Here is a 22,678-nt window from a genome sequence, read left to right as displayed (position 1 = left end):
CCCAAGTTGTGGCACAATAGCTCGTCTGGCTGATTTACACCAGATGCCGTCACCAGTGGTGACGGGTTACTCGGCGACAAGAATGGAGCCAGGTTTGCCACTCGACGAGCTGCATCTCACCTTCCTCCCGGACCACACCAACCCGGCAGAAGGACGATTCTTCTTCTACGGCACCCCCGATCCGTTCGCCGCCACCCAAGAACTGGCCCTACCCCCCGGCGACCCGGTCGATACCGAAATCTATCTCGACGGGACACTCACCGAAGTCCACGGCCGCGAACTACCCGTTCGCCCTACGCTCGCGCCCCTCGAGCGCATCGCCTCCCGGCCCGACATCTCCCATTCCATCGCCGCCTGGGCCCGCATCGCCAATGCCGTCGTCGAACGCAAGCACGACTCCCTCGACAACCTCGCCCACGAACTACCGGCCGAAGGTCACGCCGCCTACCACTCCGAAGGCCACACCTGGAGCGCCGCCGCCACCGTCTCGGCATTCTACGAAAGCTACGCCGAACTCATGCGCAGCGACTCTCACGCCAACACCCACCTCATCACCTCGCAACACGCCGACCCCGGCGACGTTGACCTCCGCGCCGAACTCCGCGCCTACCAAAACCACGGCATCGCTTGGCTCGAAGCGGTCGCCGACGTCGGCTCCGGAGCCATCCTGGCCGACGATATGGGACTCGGAAAGACCCTGCAAGCCATCGGTCTACTGGCCCGCCGTGCCGGAGAAACCCCGCACCTGGTCATCTGCCCGACCTCACTGGTCGGCAACTGGCGGCGTGAAATCACCAAATTCGCCCCTCAGATGACCGTCCACGTGCACCACGGTCCCGGACGGGCTCGCAAACTGGCCTCGTTGCCCCATGTCGACATCATCGTCACGTCGTACTCGATCGCCTTGCGCGACATCAAGACATTGCGTCAGTGGGTGTTCGACACCGTGGTCATCGACGAGGCGCAAGCGGTGAAGAATCACCGCTCCCGTACGGCGGTCGCCATCGGCGACCTCACCGCTCGGGTGCGACTGGCCCTGACGGGCACCCCGGTGGAGAATCACCTCCACGAACTGTGGTCGATTTCGGAGTTCGTCAACCCCGGCCTGCTGGGTACGCAGTCGGAGTTCAAGCGCCGTTACTCCGACGCCATCGAATCCAATCACAACCGTTCGGCGGCCGCGCAGCTGCGGGCCCACATCGATCCGGTCGTGCTGCGCCGGCTCAAAGAGGACGTCGCCGCCGATCTTCCCGACAAGATCGAAGCCACCGTCGCGTGCACTCTCACGGAGGAACAGGCGCGGCTGTACAGCGAGGCGATCAATCTCGCCTTCGAGGAGGGGCTCGGGGAAGGAATCGCTCGACGTGGGCGCATTCTCAAACTGCTCACCGAGCTGAAGCAGATCTGCAACCACCCTGGACAGGCGATGGGACAGCTGGACGGGAAACTGTCGGACCGTTCGGGGAAGCTGGATCGACTTACCGAAATGTGCACCGAGTTGATCAACAGCAACGGTCGGGCACTCATCTTCACCCAGTACCGCGCCACCGGCGAAATGCTGACCCGCCACCTCAACTCCCATCTCGACATCGAAGCGCCCTTCCTGCACGGCGGACTGGACAGTGAATCGCGGGAACGGCTGGTGGACGCCTTTCAATCGGCGACCGAACCGGCTGTACTCGTGGTATCTCTGCGTGCGGGCGGTACCGGTCTCAACCTCACCAACGCCAATCACGTGGTCCATTACGACCGTTGGTGGAACCCCGCCGTGGAGGATCAGGCCACCGACCGGGCTCACCGTATCGGGCAGCGCCAAACGGTCTACGTCCACAAGCTCGTGACCGCGGGAACCTTGGAAGAGCGCATCGACGAGTTGTTGTCCCGCAAGCGTTTCGTCGCCCAGCAGGTGGTGGGGACCGGCGAAGACTGGCTGGGAGAGATGGACGACCTGCAGTTCCGCAAACTCATTGAACTCGATGGGGAAGGAGTCGGATAATGGCCGATCCATTCGGACAGACCTGGTGGGGTCGCAAATGGTGGCGGTCGCTGGAGACCTTGGGACTCGGGTTTCCCGATCCGCGCATCTCGAAAGGGCGGGCCATTGCCACTCGCGGCGACGTTCACGAGGTCGAAATTCATCCCGGGGCGGTGACCGGTTTCGTTACCGACGGCGCCGACGTCTATGAAACGGTGCTCACTATTCCCACGTACACGTCAGACCAGTGGCGTGAGGGACTGACTCGACTCGCCCTGTCCCCGTCCGCCACCGCCGCACTGTTGACGGGAACACTGTCCAAACGCACCGACGGGGTGCTGGCCGAAGTCGGTATTCGCCTCATCCCGAAGAAGACGGCGATGGCCGAGAAGGATCTTCTGGAAGCCGAATGCACCTGTAGCGACCCGCGTCCGGTCTGTGGCCATGCGATGGCCCTGGCCTTGGCCTCGGCGGCCCGCATGGACGACGACGCCACCCTGGTGCTGTATCTGCGTGGCTGCGATGTGGACCGTCTTCCCGAACGGCTGCGTGCGACGCGCGTCGGATCGATGGAGGCCGCCGAACCGGTGACATGAGGGCGGCGTGCGACGATCCCGGTGGTGCGCAAGGACAGGGGTACCGTCGTACTATTAGATAGTAAGCCTTACAATTTTTAGGCATGAGCTATCTTCTTGGTAATTACACCTCTGAGGGCGGCCCCGGGGTGGTGCAAGCCGACGAGAACGGCCTCGGTCGACCCGTGGGGTTGGCCGACCCCAGTTGGATCGTCCCCGGACGTACGGGTCTAGCCTATGCGGTGCTGGAACGGGACGCGGGCGCCGTGCAGGCGATCGACTACCGTGACGGTCTACGGCCGTTGGGGGCGCCGCGCGCGACGGCGGGGACCGGACCGTGCCACGGAGCATTGGACTCCTCCGGTCAATGGCTCATGGTGGCCAACTACGGCTCCGCCTCAGTGAGTGTTTTCGGCGTCGAGCCGTCCGGCGAATTGGGTGACGTGCATTCGGTACTGCACCTGGAGGGCAGCGGCCCCGATTCGGAGCGCCAAGAGACGTCCCACCCACATCAAATCCTGGTTCACGGCAGCGCGATCTACATCGTCGACCTGGGTGGTGATGCCGTGCTGCGCGGCCGCATGAGTGCGGCCGGCGACATCGAAGTGCTGGAAAGTCACGCTCTCCCGCCAGGCTTCGGTCCCCGCCATGCCGCCATCGATGGTAATACGATATATATCGCATCCGAGCTATCGAATCAATTGGCACGCTGCTACATTTCCGAAAACACCACCGACAACGGTCGTCTGACGACGGCTGAATTTCTCGAGCTCCCGCGCTCGTCACAACGATGTTATCCGCTCGTGCCGGTGATCGACTCCGATCGCGGTGCGGTGTACGTGCCCGTGCGTGGGAGTGACACGGTGGTCTCGGTGGATATGACGTCTTTTGCGGTGACGGGAAACGTGCCGTGTGGCGGGCGATGGCCGCGTGACGCGGTCTTGCTGCGACCGGGGTGCGTGCGGGTGGCGTGTCAGTTCGACGGGGTCGTGACCGACGTTGATGTCAGTGGTGCGCGGGAGCCGCGAACGATCTGGCGGGTTCCGGGAGCGTCCCGGGTGCTTCCTGTGGGATAAAAAACATGCACTGAACGCAAATTTTCTGTCCATGCAACTTGTAGCTCGAGCGTTTCTCGCATATTGTAGCCTGCATGCCTTACCGAAGTGGTCTGCGTGAGCGAAAGAAACACGAGACGCGCGCCGCCTTGGCGTCCGCGGCACTGTCGATCGCTCAGACAGAAGGGCTTCGAGCCGCGACTCCCGAGCGAATCGCCGAAGACGCCGGGGTATCGGCGCGCACCTTTCACAACTATTTCGCCAATCGTGATGCCGCCGTGATTCACGATTATGTGGAAGGCGCCGAGCACTTCATCGATATCTTTCAGCACCGGCAGGAGCGCGAACCGGTCTGGACGGCTCTGTGCGAGGCCTTTATTCAAGTGGTTGAGGATCGCGGCGTGACCGATGACCAGATGCGGCGTAAAGAGCAGCTCATTCGTTCCTATCCGGAACTGTTGTCCAGCCTGGCGGCCCAGTACGACTCGCTGCGCGATCGATTGAGTGCGGCGATAGCGGACGCGACCGGTTTTGACTCGCGCAGTGCGGAAACCACCTTGGTCGCCGGAAGCGCGATCGTGGCGTTCCGCGCCGGTCAGGAGCGGTGGTACGCCCAGCCGGAGTCGCGTCTTCCCGATCAGGTTCGGCGTTCCTTCGCCATGCTGGAACACGGATTGATCGCTTCGGTCGGTGACACGGCCACCGTGTCCGAATCCGACTGAGCTGCCTCGTCGCGGGCGGCAACACCCATCCGACAGCCCGGCGACGACCATCGATTTACCGATAAGAAGGGAAACCAATGGCCACATTTCTCTACCGACTAGGTCGCGGGGCCTACCGAAAATTTTGGCTGGTGATCGGGCTCTGGCTGGCGGTCGCGGTTGGAGTGGGCATCGCTTCGGCGCAACTGTCGGAGGAGACCGATCCAAGCTTCAGCATTCCCGGCACGGAGTCCCAGGAGGCGTTCGATCTCATCGACGAGCGTTTCCCTGAATTCAATGCGGACGGGGCCACGGCGAACGTGGTGTTCGTAGCTCCCGACGGTGAGAAGATCACCGCGGAGCAGAACGTCGTCGCGGTACAGGAGAGCCTGGCCCACATGGACGGTGTGGACCAGGTAGCCGCCGTCCAGGACCCTTTCGAGAACGAGTTGATCGCGCCGGATCAGTCTCTGGCGGTCGCGAAGATTTCCTTCGACGAACCGACCTTCAACCTGACCGACGGAGCCACGGACTCGCTGGAGTCGGTGGTCGATGCCGGTGAAGAGTCCGACCTGCGGGTCGAAGTGGGCGGTGACGCGCTCATGAGCGAACCCGACGTCGGTTCCAGTGAAATCATCGGTATCGCCGTGGCGGCCGTCGTTTTGATCATCACCTTCGGGACCTTCGTCGCCGCCGGTCTGCCGTTGTTGACCGCGGTGCTCGGGGTGGGATTGTCCACGGCCGCCATCGCGGCGGCGACCGCCTTCGCCGACGTCAACGAATCGACCGGCACCTTGGCCACCATGCTGGGACTGGCCGTGGGGATCGACTATGCCCTGTTCATTCTGTTCCGCTACCGATCGGAACTCAATGCCGATACTGTGACCAGCCATGACGGTCGTGCCGACGCGATCGGGCGGGCGAACGGCACCGCCGGGGGAGCGGTCGTCTTCGCGGGCTTGATCGTGGCCATTGCCCTCTTGGGCCTGTCGGTGGTCCGGATTCCGTTCTTGACCACGATGGCGATTGCCGCGGCGGCCACGATCGTATTGGCCGTCGTCATCGCGATCACTCTGTTGCCCGCTCTGGCTCGCCTGCTGGGCAAGCGCATTCTGCCGGGGAAGCAGCGTCGGCAGGCGGTGGACGCCGAGAAACCGAACCCGGCGGGTGGCCGTTGGGCCGGTTTCGTGTCACGACACCCCGTCCTCCTAGGGGTGGCGGCATTGATCGGTTTGGGCACCATCGCCTACCCCATGACGGATTTGGAGTTGGCGCTTCCCGACGACGGTATGGCCAATGAGGACACGATGCAGCGGCAGGCCTATGATCTGATCGCCGACGCCTTCGGCCCCGGGTTCAACGGACCGCTGATGGTCGTGGGCGATATGGACGGTCAGGAGGACCCCCAAGCCGCCTACGCCGAGTTGAAATCCGAACTGGAGCCGCTCGACGGTGTCGCTGTGGTGGGCGACCCGATCGTCAATCAACCCGACAACGATATGATGATCGTGTCGGTGAGTCCGACGACCGGCCCGGCCGACCACGAGACGACGGAATTGGTCGACGACATTCGTTCCATCCTGGGCGACGGTACGACGGTCGATTGGTCGGTGACGGGTCAGACGGCCATCAACATCGACGTATCGCAGCGCATTCTGGATTCGCTACTGCCGTATCTGGCCATTGTGGTCGGACTGGCGTTTGTGCTCTTGGTGCTGGTGTTCCGCTCGATCCTGGTGCCGTTGGCGGCCACGTTCGGGTTCCTGCTGAGCGTCTTCGCCGCTTTCGGTGCGTTGGTCGCGGTCTTCCAGTGGGGCTGGGCGTCGTCGATCTTCGGAGTCGACCAGCCGGGGCCGATCATGTCGGTCATGCCCATCATCATGGTCGGCATCGTGTTCGGCCTGGCGATGGACTACCAGATTTTCCTGGTGACACGTATTCGTGAGGCCTATGTTCACGGGGAAGACCCCGTCCAGGCGATCATCACCGGCTTCGCGTTGACCGCCCGAGTCGTGGTAGCTGCCGCGTTGATCATGATCAGCGTTTTCGCCGCGTTCCTGCTCAGCGACGAATCGATGATTCCGCCCATCGGGTTCGGTTTGGCCGCCGCGGTGCTGTTCGACGCCTTTGTGGTTCGGATGGCTCTGATGCCGGCGTTCCTCGCCGTGACGAAGAAGGCGGCCTGGTGGTTGCCGGGGTGGCTGGACCGAGTGCTTCCCAACTTCGATGTGGAGGGGGAACGTCTGGTGGAGCGTCTGGATCACGCTTCGGAGGACGCGCACGAGCGTCAGACGACGGCGACGGCGGCGTCGTAACGCCGATCGGCCGATACCGGTTACCGACCGGAGCGCTCGAAGAGCCCTGTGAGGAAGTGATACTGCTTCCTCACAGGGCTCATTCTATTGTTCGTTCGACCGCGAGTCGCGACGCCACTCGGGGCCGAACATGATTTCGCAACCTTGAGCGGCCGGTTGATTGAACTCATCGGGAGCCGGAGCCCAGTCGCGTCCTTCGTAACCGGCCGGGACCTCCCCCATACGACCGGAACGAAAGTCCTCGATCGCCTGGTAGATCTCGTCCTTGGAATTCATGACGAAGGGGCCGTAACGGGCGACCGGCTCGCGAATCGGCTGCCCACCGAAGAGCACGACCTCCATCGCACCGGTCTTCCAATGCTGTTCCCGCGCCGCCTCGACGGTGAGATAGTTGCCGTCGGTGGAGAACACCGCCATATCCGATTCGTCGAGGGGGCGACGTTCGTCGCCGACGTAGCCGTCGCCGTGCAGGGAATAGGCCATGGCCGACCATCCGGGTACCCACGGGATCCGCACCTGCGCCCCGGGTGCCAGCGATAGGTGGATGAGGTTGATGGGCGAAAACGTCTTGCCCGGCCCCTCGTGCTCACCTACTCGGCCGGCGATGACGCGGATGAGGGTCCCGCCGTCGGCGCTGCTCAGCAGAGTCAGGCGGTCGCCGACGATGTCCTGGTAACGCGGACGGTGCATTTTGGCGGAACCCGGTAGGTTGACCCACATCTGGATACCGTCGAACTCGCCGCCGTTCATCACCAGATACTCACTGGGCAGCTCGTCGTGCAGAAGACCCGACCCGGCGGTCATCCATTGGGTGTCGCCGTTACCGATGACTCCGCCGCCACCGTGACTGTCGGTGTGAACGAAGGTCCCGTCCATGAGGTAGGTGACCGTTTCGAAGCCACGGTGCGGGTGCCACGGCGCGCCTTTGGCCTCATGGGGCTCGTAGGCCGCTGTCATGTGGTCGAGCATGAGGATCGGATCGAGCGCCTCCCAGGCCCGTGGGTCGGCGGTGGGGCGGCGTACCGGGAATCCGGCACCCTCAAAGGTGTGCTGCGAGGGTGTGACGGTCCGAACGCGGCGCGGACGTGCCTCGAATGCGGGTGCGTCGACGCGTGGGAGCGCCAGGATGTTGGATGTGCTGACCGCTGGCATGGGAGCCTCCTGAAGGTTAAAATGACATGATCGGGCCAAATCATTTGGCTGACCATATAAACATTTGGTCAGCCAATCATATTCCAGACGTCGCCGAAAGCGCTAGACTATGGTATCGACGCGGAATAGAGCTCACACCTCTCTGCCACCACGATAGAAATCGAGGCTCCGAAATATGCCAGATTCCACCGGTTCCGTGCCTGAGCCGCAGGTATGTGACAAAGCCATCGGGCTTGGGCGCGTCGGGCTAGCACTGAGTACAGCGGCGCGCGGCCACCGCCTCGCGGCTGCGCGCGAACTGCGGGACATCGGGCTTTACCCCGGGCAGGAAGTGGTTCTGCAGCACCTTAACGTCAATGGCCCGAGTCGCCCGTGCGATATCGTCACTGCGGTGAATCTCGATCCGTCGACTGTGACGCGAATGATTCAACGTCTGGAGAAGAGCGGTTTCGTCGAGCGTCGATCCGACCCCGACGACCGGCGCGCCACTCTCGTCAGTCTCAGTCAGCAGGGGGAGGCGATCATTGACAAGGCGCGGCAGGCATGGCGGAGTCTGGAACAGCGCACCGGAGATGGGCTGAGTGCCGCCGAACAGGATCAGCTGGTGCGGTTGCTGGAAAGAGTGGAGGCCAACCTGGCCCCCTGTGCCGAGGGAATGGATGAGGTCCCCGAGTGACCGGCACAGGGGTTGCAGCGGTTACTGAGGCCCGTTGAAGTGTTGCCGTGCGCCTCGGAGCACCAGAAGGACGATCGCGGCGATCGAACCCACGGTCGACAGAATCAGTGTCGCGTACATTGCCGGCTGGAACCATACCGGATAGGAGCCGTAGATGCTTCCGGCGATCGCGTCGATCTCCTTGTCCACCGCCTGACCGACGGGGCCGGCTAGGGACACGGGCATGGCCGACGTCATGCCCTGTTTGATCGTTACGGGAATCGATACCAAGAGAAACGACGTCAAGCCGCAGCCGACGAACAGAAACGGGTGCAGAATAAAGCTGATGATGCGACCGCTCTTACGTCTGGTCGCGAGCAGTAGTGCACTCAATATCAGCATGCCGGCGGCGAAGAAGAACGGCAGAGTGGTGAACGTCGGGGGATTGAGGTCGTCGGTTTCCAATCCGACCGATTCCAGGCCTTGGTCGAAAGCGCCTTCGATGTCGGCTTCCTCGAGTTTCTCCTCCACCTCGGCTTCGGCCTGACGCTTCGCTTCCTCCTTGTCGACGCCCATGTCCTCGGCCTTCTCGAGGGCGATGGTCTGGGCGACGTCGCGGACTTGGTCTTCTATGGAGTTGGAAAAGCCCCGGATCGCCTCTCCGGTGAACTTCCATATCCCTACCGTTTGCAGAATGATCGCAAGCGCCAGGAACAATTGGATGGCGATGACGACGGCAACCGATTTCGAATACGGGGGTCGGGTGGGGGAGTCTACAGTGGCCGGGGGTGGGCTCTGCGCGGGGTTGAAATTGTCAGGGGGCGATTGCGCCATGATCAGCCTTTCTGCGGATCGATCATCTGTTGATAACTGTCTGTCCTCAAGGTACGACACCCGTGCCACAGCTCGGTCGTGTCGGCGGCTTGGATATCAACACGTCGTCGGCGCTAGTGGTGACCGCGGCAAAGTGGCCCTGTCACCGCTTGTCCCTCGGGCGCGACAAGGCCACCTGCCGTTCGTTGACGTCGTCTATTCGGTGTCGAGAGCCTCCAGTCCCGCCAGGGCGATCTCTTCGTCGATGTCTCCACTCGGGGCACCGCCGACGCCGATACCGGCGATGGGTGCTCCGTCGTGGGATACCGGCACTCCGCCGGTGAGGAACAGGGTGTTTCCGATGTCGTCGATGGTCGGGCCGTCGCCCGTCGCGGCGTCGGTCAGTTCCCCGGTCGGACTGTTCCATCCGACGGCGGTGAAGGCCTTGCGTACGGCGGAGTCCTCCGTCTGAGGCCCGGCTCCCGTCATGGTCACCTGTCCGATGGTGTTTCCGTCCCGGTCAACCACGGCGACAGTGACTCGTTGGTCCTGTGCCTCGGCCTCCTCTACGGCGGCCTCGAGCATGTCAAGGACGGCCTCCTGACTCAAACGGTCGGTGGAGACGACGTCGTCGGTCGATACCTCGGCAACCGGTACCGTGTCGGCGTTGGCGGCATTGTCGCCTTCGTCCGACAGCGCAAAGGCTCCGAGTCCGACGGCTCCGACGGCGATGAAGGCGGCCGCGCCCACGGCGATGTTCTTTTTCATGTTCCGCACCCTTTCCTGTGGTGAGACGTGGTTGTGAATGTCTTCCAGTCTTCCGGGCACACCCGATCCCAACATCGACTCGGCGGCCGGACTTTCCTCGATCGCCGCGACGGTCTATGGCTCCACCTTTCGATGGAGGTGGATTATCGAGGGAGGTGACACGCTTGATGGCGGCGGGTGTGCCGATTCCGGCGACACCGCGCCGGTGAGAGTGAACCATGGATCGCGAGGCCGAGACGGAAGGCGGGAATCCCATGACGCAGCGGCAGTGGGTCGCGACCGCAATGCACGCGGGATTCTTCCTGCTGTTGACGGCGTCGGCCCTACGCCTGTTGATCAGGCATGAATTCAGCGGACGCCTGACCATGACGTCGCTTGTGGTGGCCGGGGTGCTGGCGGTTGCCTATGCGGTGGGCGTGGCCGCGGGCGATCGCCTGCAGCAGGTCCGGGTCCCGTGGCTTGGTGCCGTCCTGGTGTTGTCGGTCGTACTGATCGTCCTGGCTCCATCATTCGCCTGGTGCGCGATCCCGCTGTACTTCCTGTGTCTGGAGACCCTGCCACGTCACCTGACCGTGGCGGCGGCCGTGGGGCTGACCGCCGCCGTCATCGTGGGGCAACTGCGTATCGCGACGGTGTTGGAACCCAGTCTCGTGTTGGCTCCGATCGCGATCGCCGGGATGATGACGGCCGTCCTGTGGGCTCTCCACGACGGCATCGCTCGGCGTCAGGAGTTGATCGATCGATTGTTGGCCTCACAGGATTCCCTGGCGCAGTCCCAAGCCGAACGCGCCGTTTTGGAGGAACGACAGCGCCTGGCCGGAGAAATTCACGACACCCTGGCACAGGGACTGTCCAGCATCGGTCTTCTCTTGCAGGCGGCCGAACGGAACGAGTCCGCCGCCGAACGGGATGTATTGCTCAGACAGGCCGCGGAGATGGCAGAGGAAAATCTCACCGAAGCTCGCCGGTTCGTTTCCGGACTGGGGCCGTCGCAGCTGCGGGACCGTTCGCTCGGGGAAGCGCTGCGGGATCTCTCGGCCAGTTTTGCGCATCGATTCTCCTTGGAGGTGAGCTTCCGAGAGGACGGTGCACGAGTGGATCTACCCGAGCGGGCCTCCGCGGCGCTGCTCCGCGTGGTCCAGGGCGCTCTGGCCAACGTCGTGGAACATGCCGAGGCGTCCCGAGCAGCCGTAACGGTGAGCTATATGGACGAGGCCGTGTACGTGGACGTCTACGACAACGGGCGCGGAGCGGCCGGTCGCACCGCAGAGCCGCGTCGCGGGACTGCGCACCGCGGATTCGGTATCGACACGATGCGTCGCAGGATGGAGGATTTGGGCGGCACCTTGCGGGTCGAGAGCCCGCCCGGAGGCGGTACGGTCGTGGGCGCCGAGTATCGGCGGACAAACGAGGGGGAGACGTGAGGATTCTCTTGGTCGACGATCATCCGGTGGTGCGGGCCGGTTTGGCCGCTTTGCTGGCGGGGGAGGAGGATTTCCATCTTGTCGCCCGTGCCGTCTCCGCGGATGAGGCCGTCGCACAGGCCGAGCGGTATCGTCCCGATCTGGTACTGATGGACCTGCAATTGGGGAAGGGCACGGACGGCATCGAGGCCACACGTCGCCTCCGCCGGCTGGAAGCGGCGCCCAGGGTATTGGTGCTGACCACTTTCGACTCCGACGACGATCTGCATCGCGCGATGGACGCGGGCGCCGTCGGTTATCTGTTGAAGGCGTGTCCGCCTCAGGAGCTCTTCGACTCCATACGCGCCGCAGCTCGAGGCGAACACGTCGTATCCCCACAGTTGGCCTCCCGGCTGGTAAAGCGTATGACACGGCCGCGAGACGAACTGACGTCCCGCGAACGGGAGATCGTCGGTCTTCTCGCCGAGGGCTTGACCAACGCCGACATCGCCGGTCGACTGTTCATCACCGAGGCCACGGTCAAAACCCACGTCGTGCACATTCTTGCCAAATTGGGTGCCCAGAGTAGGACGGCCGCGGTCGCGGAGGCCCGCACGCGTGGAATCATCCGATGAGAAAACCCGTAGAATGTGAGAAACAGTACGCTTTGGGTGGAGTGTTCTATCACGATATAAACAATATATATCGACATCGAGGTACTCCGTACCTGAAATCGGTACAGTAATCCACACATTACCGACAAAAACGACGGGCTTCGCCCGTCAGCCACACCTCAAAGCCTGAATTTCCGGTATCGCAGACCGGTGCGTGACCGTTAAGATTTTATTGGTTATTTGGTTCATTCATTCGAGGTGGCAGTGGGAAATTCACAGACCGTTGAAGGTTGGGGTATCTGGACGTGGCCGAACCTGGTCACGGCCGTTCGCATGGCAGGAATCCCCTTGTTTTGTTACCTGCTAGTGGCGACGGACCATTACTGGCAAGCGGCGACCGTACTCGCCATCGGAGGTGGCACCGACTGGGTCGACGGTCAACTGGCCCGACGCCTGGGTCAAGTCTCGAAATTGGGAAAAATGCTCGACCCCATGGTCGACCGCCTGTACATTATGACCGCCCTGTTGGCCTTGACCTACGTGGGAGTGTTGCCCGGGCTGTTCACGCTCGCCGTTCTACTTCGTGAAGTCGTACTCGCCACCCTGGTGATCGTTCTGCGCTGGCACGGATACCCGCCCCTGCAAGTGCATTTCCTCGGTAAGGTCGCCACCACCATGGTCTTCGCCTCGTTCCCCGTGTTCGTGATCGCGTACTTCGGCGGTCCCTCGTTCACCGGTGCGACCGCACTCGCCTGGGCGCTGGCCTGGTGGGGCCTGGCGTTGTACTGGCTCGGGGCCATTATGTACATGGTTCAAGGCGCTCGACTGATTCGTTCCGCCCGAATCGAAGCGAGATCCGTCGCGTCCGCCTGACCCGCGTGTCGCCTCCACGTCACGTGACGATACGGTCATAGCGTCCGAACCGCCGCGCTCGCGGTGACAGTGAGAGGAGCTTTGGGTGATTCCCGAATCGCTACGATACACAGCTGAACACGAATGGATCGAACAACGCTCGGAGCCGAACGTGGTGCGGGTAGGCATCACCGACTTCGCGCAGGACTCCCTCGGCGACGTCGTATTCGTCGAGCTGCCCGAGGCCGGTACGGAGTACTCCGCCGGTGATGTTGTGGGAGAGGTCGAGTCAACCAAGAGCGTCTCGGAAGTGTACTCTCCGGTAACAGGTAAGATTCTGGCCATCAACGACGGACTGGTTGAAGAGCCTGAAAAGGTCAATTCAGACCCCTATAACGCAGGCTGGTTGTTCGAGGTCGAACTCGCCGACGCCGCGGCACTCGAGGGATTGCTCGACGCCAGTGCGTATGCGAAGCTTACTGAGTAGCGAGTTGTTAAAGCGTAGACGAGGAGACTACTGATGAGTCGTGCAAACGAAGACTTTCCTCCGCCGGATGCCACGGCCACGATGAACCTGGCCGCCATCAATGATGTCGTGGAGGGAGACACCGATGTACCGCCCGCTCAGCTTGCCGACTCTCTGCCGGTGGGAACAGCGCTTTTGGTGGTCAACCGGGGTCCCAACGCGGGAGCGCGTTTTCTCCTCAACAACGAAGTGACCGCCTCGGGGCGACACCCCGAGTCAGACATCTTTCTCGATGACGTCACGGTGTCCCGTCGCCACGCCGAATTTCACCGTGACACCGCCGGGTTTACGGTTCGCGACATGGGAAGCCTCAATGGAACGTATGTCAATCGGGAGCGGGTCGAGACGGCCACTCTCGGAGACGGGGACGAAGTGCAGATCGGGAAGTTCCGCCTGCAGTTCATTTCCGGACCGAAACCGCAGATGAACTGATCGGGCCGCGGCTGAAACGGCCGTTGCGGCGGGTTCGAGACACTTCACCCACACGAAGTGACTGAAGACATAACGGTGACACTGCGATCGCACGGCTTGAACCGACACGAACGTGCGCCTCCCGTCATATACGTCTCAGAACCGACGTCAATCGAGTGTCCTGCGGACACGATGTACAGAAGCGAATTCTTCCAGCCTCCTTCGGGCCGACACATCGGCCCGAAGGAGGCTGATTGCTTGTGCGGACCTTCCCGATGCAGTGACACATGCTTTCCCCCGTAGCGAAAAACTTGTAGTCTGGACTTGGAGAGCGTCCCAGGCGAAGTCCTGTCTCGTACTCTCCGGTAACCGAGACCTGAACGGGTGGTGGATCTCTGTGAAAAAGATGGATGTCGTGGGCGTCCGAGTCGAGCTCCCCAGTAAACAACCTGTGGTTCTTCTACAGGAAGAAGACGGCACGCGCTTTCTGCCTATCTGGATCGGAACCGTGGAGGCCGCAGCGATCGCCTATCACCACAACGACACTCCGTTGCCGCGTCCACTGACTCACGATCTGCTCAATACCGTGATAGAGGAGCTCGGTTCCACTTTGACGCGTGTTGAGATCATTGAACTGAAAGATGCGGTGTTTTACGCCGAGCTCGTCATCGACGAGGAGGTGCGTATTCCGTCGCGTTCCTCGGATGCCATCGCGCTCGCCCTGCGAGCCGATGTTCCGATTCTGTGCGAAGAGGACATTCTGACCGAGGCGGGTATCAGTCTTCCCGACAGCCAGGAAGAGGAAGTGGAACAGTTCCGCCAATTTCTGGAGGACGTCACTCCGGAGGACTTCGAACGCGGTCAGGCCTAGCGCTCGCTGATCTCGTCCCAGGTGCGACTCCGGCCGATTCATCGTCGGTGACGCGAACGAAAGCCCGGGCCGCGGTCTCCACAGGCAACAGTAACCGTCCCTTTTGGGCAGGAAATATGTCGTTTTCGGTCCCCAAGAGGCGTCGTTGGCGATAGTCTCACCTTCATCACCCCTTGTGATGGATTGTTCGTGGTTGTGTCAAGAAGGTGCGGGATTGCTGTGGAAATTCGAGGCGAGGTACGCGATCCGATTCGTGTTATTCGCGGTTGGCGCGGGCGTGCGGCCTGTCGCGCGGTCGGGATCACCTATCGACAATTGGACTACTGGGCTCGAACCGGCCTGGTGCAGCCAAGTGTCCGGCAGGCCACGGGTTCGGGCTCGAACCGGCTCTACTCCTTCCGTGATGTGGTGTTTCTGAAGGTCATCAAGAGACTGCTGGACGCCGGAGTATCGCTCGGGCGGATTCGAATGGTCGTCGACCTTCTGCATCGGCGCGGAGTCAAGGACCTCAGTGAAGTCACGCTTCTCTGCGACGGGTCGGTCGTGCACGAATGCCGCACGGCCGGTGAAGTGATCGACCTCATTAAGTGTGGTCAAGGTGTGTTCGGCATCTCGATCAAGCAATCGATCAGTGAGGTCATGAATCGACTTTCCACGCTTTCGTGTGCGGAAGTGCCGGTAGCGCCTCCGGAACAGGCCTTCGTTCCGCCTCCGGTCGGCGTGGCCTCCTCCAGCGAACCGCAGTGAGTCCCGTAGGGGGTGAACTGTGAATTTTTTTCTTTGCACTAGGATGGAAGGCACACGGGCGTGTCCCGTTAAGCCGTATATCCGTGCAGGAGAGTTCGCGCTTCAGCCGCGGCACCGAAGGGGAAAGTGCTCCTCCGAAGCTCTCAGGTACCCGGACTGTATGGACTGGCTGAACTGGAAGCCAAACGTGGTGACAGTTGAGGAGACATTTGAGCGCGGAGAACTCCGCGTCGCACCTGTTTCTGACTGTTCCTGGAGGGTATATGTCGTCCCTTGGTCCGTTTGTCGCGCGCCATATCGGTTTGTCCGAATCCGATCGTCATTCCATGCTCAAAGCGATCGGGGTCTCTTCCCTCGAAGCTCTGATGGAAACGGCGATGCCGGAGGTTATTCGCAGTAAAGACGACCTGGCTCTCCCCGCCGCCGTCGGTGAGTCCGAAGCGCAGGACCAGCTGAAAGCCTACGCTGAGCGGAATCGCTCGGTCACCCCGATGATCGGCCAGGGGTATTTCGGAACGGACACCCCCGCGGTGATCCGTCGTAACGTCTTGGAGAACCCCGCCTGGTACACCGCTTACACCCCCTACCAGCCCGAGATCAGTCAAGGGCGCCTGGAAGCCCTGCTGAATTTTCAGACCATGGTCTCCGACCTCACCGGCTTGCCGGTGGCGGGCGCGTCACTACTAGACGAGGCGTCAGCGGCGGCCGAAGCGATGCTGTTGGCCCGTCGTGCCGCGCGGCGTGACAAGTCCGGTGTCTTCGTGGTGGATTCACGAGTCTGGCCGCAGACTCTGGAAGTGCTACGTACTCGGGCCGAACCGGTGGGGATCACTCTGCAGGTGATGGACCTGGACGATCCGAATCAGCTGCCCGATGCGTTGTTCGGCGCCTATGTACAGTACCCCGCCGCCGATGGATCGGTCCGTGACTGGTCGGCGGTCGCTGAAGCAGTACACGAACGGGGCGGATACATGGCCGTCGGTTGTGATCTGCTGGCCGCGACTTTGATGTCGTCCCCCGGTTCGTGGGGTGCCGACATCGTGGTCGGTTCCACGCAACGATTCGGTATGCCGTTGGGATACGGCGGCCCGCACGCCGCGTACATGTCCGTCGCCAAAGGATTGGAACGCCAGCTTCCGGGACGCTTGGTCGGAGTCAGCCGCGACTCGCACGGCCGCCCCGCTCTGCGACTCGCGCTCCAGACACGGGAACAGCACATCCGCCGTGACCGTGCCACGTCAAACATCTGTACCGCTCAGGTGTTTCCCGCGGTGGTGTCGTCCATGTACGCGCTCTGGCACGGACCGAAGGGACTAACCGCGATTGCCGGGCGGATCGGGCGAAAGGCCGCGGCGCTGCACCGTTCCTTGCAGGAAGCGGGCTACCAACTCGCTGCCGACTCGGCGTTCGACACCGTCGTGGTGCGAGAGTCGGGACGAGCCGACGACCGGGTACGTCGTGCTTTGTCCGAAGGAATCAACATCTGGCGCGTGGACGACGATTCGGTATCCGTTTCGGTGGATGAAACGACGACACAGGCGGACCTGGACGCGCTCGGACGCGTCTTCAACGTGACGATCCCCGCCGAACGCGATGACTTGATTCCCACCGCGCTGCGCCGTACCGACGAATTCATGACCCACCCGGTGTTCCGTGCCTACCATTCCGAAACGGCCATGATGCGCTATCTGCGGCGTCTGTCGGATAAGGACTATGGGCTGGATCGCGGCATGATCCCCTTGGGATCCTGCACGATGAAGCTGAACGCCGCTGCTGAAATGGAGCCGATTTCCTGGCCCGGTTTCGCCTCCGTTCACCCTTTGGCCCCGGACGATCAGACGGTCGGATGGCGCGAGCTGATCGACGAACTGGAGGAGTGGTTGGCGGACGTCTGCGGTTACGCGGCAGTGAGCGTGCAGCCCAACGCCGGTTCCCAGGGGGAGCTGGCCGGTCTGCTCGCGATTCGCGCGTGGCAGCGGGATCGCGGTGAGGAACGTCGGGACGTGTGTCTGATCCCGTCGTCCGCCCACGGCACGAACGCCGCTTCGGCGGTCTTGGCGGGAATGCGGGTCGTGGTCGTCGCCTGTGACGACAACGGAAGCATCGACGTCGACGACTTTCAGGCCAAGATCGCCAAACACGCGACGGACCTGGCCGCCATCATGGTCACCTATCCCTCCACTCACGGCGTCTACGAAACCGATATCGCCGACATCTGCGCCCGGGTTCACGAGGCCGGCGGCCAAGTGTATGTGGACGGAGCGAATCTCAATGCCCTGCTCGGATGGGCGAAGCCGGGGCACTTCGGGGCCGATGTCAGCCATTTGAACCTGCACAAGACCTTCTGCATTCCGCACGGCGGCGGAGGACCCGGTGTCGGTCCGGTCGCGGTGGCGTCGCATTTGCAGGAGTTCCTCCCGTCCGACCCCATCGACGGGGACGGAGCGGTCGGAGCGGTCGCTCAGGCCAAGTACGGGTCGGCCGGAATCCTGCAGATTCCATGGATGTATCTGCGGATGATGGGTCCGGAAGGACTCAGCGCGGCGACGGCCAACGCGGTTCTGTCGGCCAATTACATTGCCGCACGCCTGGGGGCGCACTATCCGATTCTGTACACGGGCAATGAGGATTTGGTGGCGCACGAATGCATTCTCGACCTACGCACGATGACCAAGGAGACGGGCGTGACGGTCGACGACGTCGCGAAGCGCCTGATCGATTACGGTTTCCACGCTCCCACGATGTCGTTCCCGGTCGCCGGTACGTTCATGGTCGAGCCGACCGAATCGGAGGACTTGGCCGAATTGGATCGCTTCTGCGATGCGATGATCGCCATCAAGTCCGAGATCGACCAGGTGGCGTCCGGGCACTGGACCGCGGAGGACTCGCCGCTCCGCCATGCTCCACACACCGCGTTCGACCTCACCTCCGAGGACTGGGACCGTTCATACACCCGCCGTCAGGGCGCGTGGCCGAGGACGTCGACGGTGGAGGGGTCCACCTTCGATACGGGCGAGGCGAAGTACTGGCCGCCGGTGTCACGCGTGGACAATGCCTGGGGAGACCGGAACCTGGCCTGTTCCTGCCCCGACATCAACGCCTATGACGAACAGTAGGCGCGTCACTGGATCGCTCGGTGCCACCGGTCGTCCGGTGTCGTATCGACTCTGATCCCAGGATTCGGTGGTCAGACGTCGGTCAGGAATCCGTCACAGGGCGAGCCGCCCGACCGTTCAGGGGTGCCTCAACTGCGCAGTTGAGGCACCCCTTTAGACTGGGTAGGATTCATAATTCACTCGAACGGGCTGTACGAAACCTCGAGGTGAGTAGAGCTCATATGAGCGAGTGATTCATGTCTTGGTAACTGGTCCGATGGTGGGGAGACGGAATGATCTTCGAAGATCGCACGGTTAAGTCGCACCGTGGTGGCGGTCGTCGGCGGCGCCGGACGAGCCGTCGCCTTCCGGTGGCGCCATGGATGGTCATGGTGGCTGTAGCGGTGATTACCATGTCGGCGGTGACGGTGGTCTTCGTCAATGCCGTGCGGTCGGGCTGTGACGGGTCGACCTACCGGGTTCCGGTGGCCGCGGCCAATTCCATCGTTCCCGTTCTCGAAGAACAGGCCCGGAATTGGGAAGAGACGTCACCCGACTACGAGGGAAGTTGCATCGGGGTGGAGGTGAACCGGGTCGCGTCCGGGGACGCGGCTGCGGGCCTGTCGGGTGATTGGAACGAACGGAACTTCGGCTCCCGGCCCGCCGCCTGGGTACCGGACTCTTCGGCTTGGATCGACTGGATCGCCGATTCCGGTTCCGTGGAGGACATCAGTGCGGCCGATCCGGTCATCATCGGAAGTTCACACCTGGTGGTCGCGGCATCCGAGGCGTCGCTGGAAGAACACCCCTGGTTGGCGGGGGCGAATTGGGACGAGATCGTCGCACGTAGCGCCGCGGGGGATATTTCGGTGGCTGCGGCGGAACCGCGACGGTCGTCGGCGGGGCTGCAGGCGTTGTTGAACGTCGCTCTGAACGACACGGGCGAGATCGAACGTGAATCGGTGACGGCCTGGTCGGACGCCCTGGACAACGGGCGTACCGCGGTGACGACGGGTAAGCTGTTCGGTCAAGTCACCGATATCATCGCGGAGGAAGGCGATCCCGAGACCTTTGCCGACGCCTATGTGGCTTTTGATTACGAAGTGGAGTCCTTCAACCAAGGGGCCAACGAATTCCAGTTGGAGACCGTCGAGCCACAGGAATCGTTGCCGGACCCGATCTATCCCTACTTGGTGTTGGAATCAGCCGGTTGGGTCAACGACATCGACGCCGAGGTCGCCTCACAGTTCGGGGAGTATCTGGAGCAAAACCTCGAAGGAACGGCGCGTTCGGCTACCGAAGCACCGGAGGTGAGCACTCGGAGCAATGACGGCGTGATACGTGGTGAAACGGTTCGGTCGGCTGTTCAGGAATGGTATCTGCAGCGTCGGCAGGCCAATGTTCTGGCGGTTATGGATCGTTCGGAGCATATGGGATTGACCGACGCGAACGGTCTCACCAATGTCGATCTGGCCTCCGAAGACCTACGTGAACTGACCGGACAACTGCAGGACTCGTCTCAGATGGGTCTGTGGAGTTTCACCGATGACGTGAGCGGTGAATACCAACAGGCGCTGGTTCAGCCGAAAACTCTTGGACAGGACGACCAACGCGGTTCGATCGATACGGCCATCTCGAACATCCTGCCGGGTTCCGGGGGCAGTCCTCTGTACGCGGTCATCGATTCGTCTCTGTCATATATGGAGGAACGCCAGGTAGAGGAAGCGACGGATTCGATCCTGATCTTCACCGCCGCGACCGGTGACCCGGTGAGTCCCCTGTCGCAGGACGATCTGTTGAACAGAATTGCCGAGTCCGATTCGACTCTGCGGGTCAACATCGTCGGATACGGTGGAGCCGACGGCGAGTTGTTGTCGGAGATCGCTCAAGCGACCGGCGGAGGATATGTGGATGCCACCGACGGAGTCAACGGTGAGGACCTACTGGCGCTGGTTCTGGGGGTATAAGTGTCCCCTGTCGCACCGGTCGGGATTGAGACGGAATGCCTCGGCGCCGTGGAGGAAGTCGATCGGTGGCAATGGACGGTCGCTGCGGAAACGGCGGCCACGACGGTCGATATCGACACGTCGATTGACTCGTTTATACGGCGGTACGGTCGCCGGGACGATCATGGTCGTCCCGGATCCGCCTGCGGAGTGGCGATATTGGTATCCCATGCCGCGGGGGCGTGGCGGCTGGGAACCGACGTGGGACCGCCTTCTCCGGTTGCGGTACCCGATATCGTTCTGATCGCCTACCGGCACACGACACCCGGACCGGTCACAGCCGAATCGCACACCCAAGACCAAGACCCAGGTGTACGCGTGGGCGAGTGGTCCCGATCGTGGTCGACGTTCCGTCATGAGCGGGCCATCGCCGAGGTCATCGACAACATTCGCTCCGGCGAGGTGTACGTGCTCAATGTGGTGGGACATTGGCAGGCGGATTGGGCCGGATCCATGTACACGGCGGCCGAACGGGTGGCGTCGATTGAGGGAGCGCGCTGGGGTGGAGCCCTGTTCGGCCCAGCGACGGATTCGGGACGGCCGGAATGGTTTGTCGCCTCCGGTTCCCCGGAATGTTTTGTGCGGGTAACCGGTCGGGAGATCCGTACCTATCCCATTAAAGGAACGGCTCCGGCCACTCCCGCGGGTCGGGAACGGTTGCTTGGTTCGGTGAAAGAACGCGCCGAACACACCATGGTCGTCGATCTCCTGCGCAACGACATGTCCCAGGTATGTGAGCCTGGTTCGGTCGACGTTGAGCGTCTTTTCTATCTGCGCCGATGGGGAGCATTGTGGCAGGCCGAGTCGGCTATTGTGGGCCGACTGCGCTCCGGATCCGTGTTGAGCGACGTCATCGGCGCGCTCTGCCCGCCCGGATCGGTGACGGGTACGCCTAAGCCGCGGGCGGCCGAGGTGATCGCTCACCTGGAGCCGGTGGGGCGAGGACCGGCGATGGGAGCGATGGGTTTTGCCGCCTCGCCGTCCGACGTCCGGCTGGGTCTGTCGATTCGCACGATAGCGGGCGACGATTCTCGCCTGCATTTGTGGGCAGGTGGGGGAATAACGTGGCGGTCGATCGCGGCCGAGGAAGTCGCTGAGGCGACGGCCAAAGCCGAAGGCGTTCGCTCCGCACTGCGAGCGGCTGACGACACTCCGGGTTGACAATGTCATCGTTGGCGTAGCGATGAGACCGCGCCCCACGGTCCGGTCTCCATGGGGCGCGGTCGCTCGTCAGCTGGAATGGACGGCGTTTCCGGCTTCCTCCCAGAGCTTCTGGACGTGTTCTTTAGCCTCACGACGAGTGGTGTCGTCCCATTCGGCGAGGTCGAGGCGCAATCGTGGGGTGGGGGTATCCACCTGTGTGACGCACCCTAGCTCCATTTCCGGAAACGGATGGAGCCGTTTGATCCAGACGGTCGTGCCATTGCCTCTGGTGGCCTCAATGGTGCGGTGCCCCAATTGAAACCGACCAAGACTGGTCGATTCGTGTCGGTTCATTGTCATCCTCATTGTCATTCCCACCTGTAATCGGATCTCACCGCGTTGGTTGCTGTCGGTAGCGGTGGATCTGCAGCTGTACGCTGTGACGACTCTTATAGTGGTGGGTCCGGTCGAGGATTGTCAATACACATGTCCGCGCGATCGTCCCGGCGAGCGACGTCCGCGCGGGTGGAAACCGATTGTCAGGGCTCTCAGTAGGGCGGAAGCGGTTGCGTCGTGACCGCCGGATCTTTTGACATTGGCGATGAGACGGATATGGGACAATGTTGTCGTGAGTGACGAGGAAGATTTTCAAGAGATCGCCGATCGGGCGTTCGATCTCGCCCGAATGGGCGAAACCGTCCGTCTGGAACAGTTTCTCGACGCGGGACTGCCGATCGACTTGGTGAACGGCAGCGGAGATTCACTGTTGATGCTGGCGGCCTATCATGGCCACCCGGCCACGGTTCGAGCCTTGATCGCCCGTGGAGCCGATGTGAACAAACTGAACGACCGTGGCCAGTCGCCCCTGGCCGGTGCGGTCTTCAAAGACTATGGAGAAGTCGTGACCGTCCTGCTGGGACACGGTGCCGACCCGGAAGCCGGCAGTCCGAACGCCAAGGAGATCGCCGGGATGTTCAATCGCCCGTCGGTGGATCTGTAGG

Annotated in this window: 21 protein-coding genes and 1 riboswitch; of the genes, 17 read left to right on the top strand and 4 right to left on the bottom strand. The window is 62.3% G+C overall.

Annotation, left to right across the window (positions count from 1 at the left end; translation table 11 throughout):
* Positions 1–94 precede the first annotated feature (94 nt).
* The 5 genes from HALAL_RS0114495 to HALAL_RS0114475 all read left to right on the top strand — a co-directional run bounded on the left by HALAL_RS0114495 (position 95) and on the right by HALAL_RS0114475 (position 6,621).
* The gene (locus tag HALAL_RS0114495) at positions 95–1,996 is read left to right on the top strand and encodes a DEAD/DEAH box helicase (RefSeq protein WP_035534604.1); all 1,902 of its coding nucleotides are present in this window, start codon (positions 95–97) and stop codon (positions 1,994–1,996) included.
* Positions 1,996–2,571 (top strand): SWIM zinc finger family protein, encoded by a 576-nt coding sequence (locus tag HALAL_RS0114490; protein WP_025274687.1) that lies wholly within the window; start codon positions 1,996–1,998, stop codon positions 2,569–2,571. The genes HALAL_RS0114495 and HALAL_RS0114490 overlap by 1 nt, the downstream gene beginning before the upstream one ends.
* A gap of 83 nt (positions 2,572–2,654) precedes the next feature.
* Positions 2,655–3,626: a lactonase family protein gene (locus HALAL_RS0114485; protein WP_084472031.1), complete on the top strand. Its 972-nt coding sequence runs from the start codon at positions 2,655–2,657 to the stop codon at positions 3,624–3,626.
* A gap of 74 nt (positions 3,627–3,700) precedes the next feature.
* Entirely contained in the window at positions 3,701–4,327 is a 627-nt protein-coding gene (locus HALAL_RS0114480) for an acyl-CoA-like ligand-binding transcription factor (protein ID WP_025274685.1), read from the top strand.
* Between the two features lie 77 nt (positions 4,328–4,404).
* Positions 4,405–6,621 (top strand): MMPL family transporter, encoded by a 2,217-nt coding sequence (locus HALAL_RS0114475; RefSeq protein WP_025274684.1) that lies wholly within the window; start codon positions 4,405–4,407, stop codon positions 6,619–6,621.
* Positions 6,622–6,705: 84 nt separating this feature from the next.
* Here HALAL_RS0114475 and HALAL_RS0114470 read toward each other — a convergent pair whose 3' ends face one another.
* Positions 6,706–7,773, bottom strand: a complete 1,068-nt coding sequence (locus HALAL_RS0114470; RefSeq protein ID WP_025274683.1) for a pirin family protein — start codon at positions 7,771–7,773, stop codon at positions 6,706–6,708.
* 175 nt (positions 7,774–7,948) lie between these two features.
* Between HALAL_RS0114470 and HALAL_RS17035 the strand changes: the two genes are divergently transcribed.
* The gene (locus HALAL_RS17035; RefSeq protein ID WP_025274682.1) at positions 7,949–8,449 is read left to right on the top strand and encodes a MarR family winged helix-turn-helix transcriptional regulator; all 501 of its coding nucleotides are present in this window, start codon (positions 7,949–7,951) and stop codon (positions 8,447–8,449) included.
* A 21-nt stretch (positions 8,450–8,470) separates the two neighbouring features.
* On the opposite strand, the gene HALAL_RS0114460 is transcribed toward HALAL_RS17035, so the two are convergent.
* Together HALAL_RS0114460 and HALAL_RS0114455 are read right to left on the bottom strand one after the other, a co-directional pair.
* Entirely contained in the window at positions 8,471–9,262 is a 792-nt protein-coding gene (locus tag HALAL_RS0114460) for a hypothetical protein (protein WP_025274681.1), read from the bottom strand.
* Between the two features lie 195 nt (positions 9,263–9,457).
* Positions 9,458–10,009, bottom strand: a complete 552-nt coding sequence (locus tag HALAL_RS0114455) for a GlcG/HbpS family heme-binding protein (RefSeq protein WP_025274680.1) — start codon at positions 10,007–10,009, stop codon at positions 9,458–9,460.
* Between the two features lie 218 nt (positions 10,010–10,227).
* On the opposite strand from HALAL_RS0114455, the gene HALAL_RS0114450 reads away from it, so the two are divergent.
* The 10 genes from HALAL_RS0114450 to HALAL_RS0114405 all read left to right on the top strand — a co-directional run bounded on the left by HALAL_RS0114450 (position 10,228) and on the right by HALAL_RS0114405 (position 21,695).
* Positions 10,228–11,433: a sensor histidine kinase gene (locus HALAL_RS0114450; protein ID WP_245598155.1), complete on the top strand. Its 1,206-nt coding sequence runs from the start codon at positions 10,228–10,230 to the stop codon at positions 11,431–11,433.
* The gene (locus HALAL_RS0114445) at positions 11,430–12,047 is read left to right on the top strand and encodes a response regulator (RefSeq protein ID WP_025274678.1); all 618 of its coding nucleotides are present in this window, start codon (positions 11,430–11,432) and stop codon (positions 12,045–12,047) included. The genes HALAL_RS0114450 and HALAL_RS0114445 overlap by 4 nt, the downstream gene beginning before the upstream one ends.
* Before the next feature lie 243 nt (positions 12,048–12,290).
* Positions 12,291–12,899 carry a CDP-alcohol phosphatidyltransferase family protein gene (locus tag HALAL_RS0114440; protein WP_029768051.1) on the top strand — a complete coding sequence of 203 codons (609 nt, stop codon included), beginning with the start codon at positions 12,291–12,293 and terminating at the stop codon, positions 12,897–12,899.
* An 85-nt stretch (positions 12,900–12,984) separates the two neighbouring features.
* On the top strand, positions 12,985–13,365 hold the full coding sequence (gene gcvH, locus HALAL_RS0114435) for a glycine cleavage system protein GcvH (protein ID WP_025274676.1): 381 nt from the start codon (positions 12,985–12,987) through the stop codon (positions 13,363–13,365).
* 33 nt (positions 13,366–13,398) lie between these two features.
* Positions 13,399–13,836, top strand: coding sequence for an FHA domain-containing protein (locus HALAL_RS0114430; protein WP_029768050.1), 438 nt, complete (start codon positions 13,399–13,401; stop codon positions 13,834–13,836).
* A gap of 376 nt (positions 13,837–14,212) precedes the next feature.
* Complete coding sequence (locus tag HALAL_RS0114425; protein ID WP_025274675.1) at positions 14,213–14,686, top strand: bifunctional nuclease domain-containing protein; 474 nt, start codon at positions 14,213–14,215, stop codon at positions 14,684–14,686.
* Between the two features lie 219 nt (positions 14,687–14,905).
* On the top strand, positions 14,906–15,433 hold the full coding sequence (locus HALAL_RS0114420) for a MerR family transcriptional regulator (protein WP_025274674.1): 528 nt from the start codon (positions 14,906–14,908) through the stop codon (positions 15,431–15,433).
* A 76-nt stretch (positions 15,434–15,509) separates the two neighbouring features.
* Positions 15,510–15,602, top strand: a riboswitch (glycine riboswitch).
* A 94-nt stretch (positions 15,603–15,696) separates the two neighbouring features.
* Positions 15,697–18,549 carry an aminomethyl-transferring glycine dehydrogenase gene (gene gcvP / locus HALAL_RS0114415; RefSeq protein ID WP_025274673.1) on the top strand — a complete coding sequence of 951 codons (2,853 nt, stop codon included), beginning with the start codon at positions 15,697–15,699 and terminating at the stop codon, positions 18,547–18,549.
* Between the two features lie 272 nt (positions 18,550–18,821).
* A complete protein-coding gene (locus HALAL_RS17835; RefSeq protein WP_025274672.1) occupies positions 18,822–20,495 on the top strand; it encodes a VWA domain-containing protein in 1,674 nt (557 codons plus the stop codon).
* Positions 20,496–21,695, top strand: coding sequence for a chorismate-binding protein (locus HALAL_RS0114405; protein WP_025274671.1), 1,200 nt, complete (start codon positions 20,496–20,498; stop codon positions 21,693–21,695).
* A 69-nt stretch (positions 21,696–21,764) separates the two neighbouring features.
* On the opposite strand, the gene HALAL_RS0114400 is transcribed toward HALAL_RS0114405, so the two are convergent.
* Entirely contained in the window at positions 21,765–22,031 is a 267-nt protein-coding gene (locus HALAL_RS0114400) for a hypothetical protein (RefSeq protein ID WP_025274670.1), read from the bottom strand.
* Between the two features lie 331 nt (positions 22,032–22,362).
* On the opposite strand from HALAL_RS0114400, the gene HALAL_RS0114395 reads away from it, so the two are divergent.
* Positions 22,363–22,677, top strand: coding sequence for an ankyrin repeat domain-containing protein (locus tag HALAL_RS0114395; RefSeq protein WP_342670481.1), 315 nt, complete (start codon positions 22,363–22,365; stop codon positions 22,675–22,677).
* Position 22,678: the final 1 nt, after the last annotated feature.

It is taken from the genome of Haloglycomyces albus DSM 45210 (assembly GCF_000527155.1).
GTDB lineage: Bacteria > Actinomycetota > Actinomycetes > Mycobacteriales > Micromonosporaceae > Haloglycomyces > Haloglycomyces albus.
This window is presented reverse-complemented; position numbering and strand designations above follow the sequence as displayed.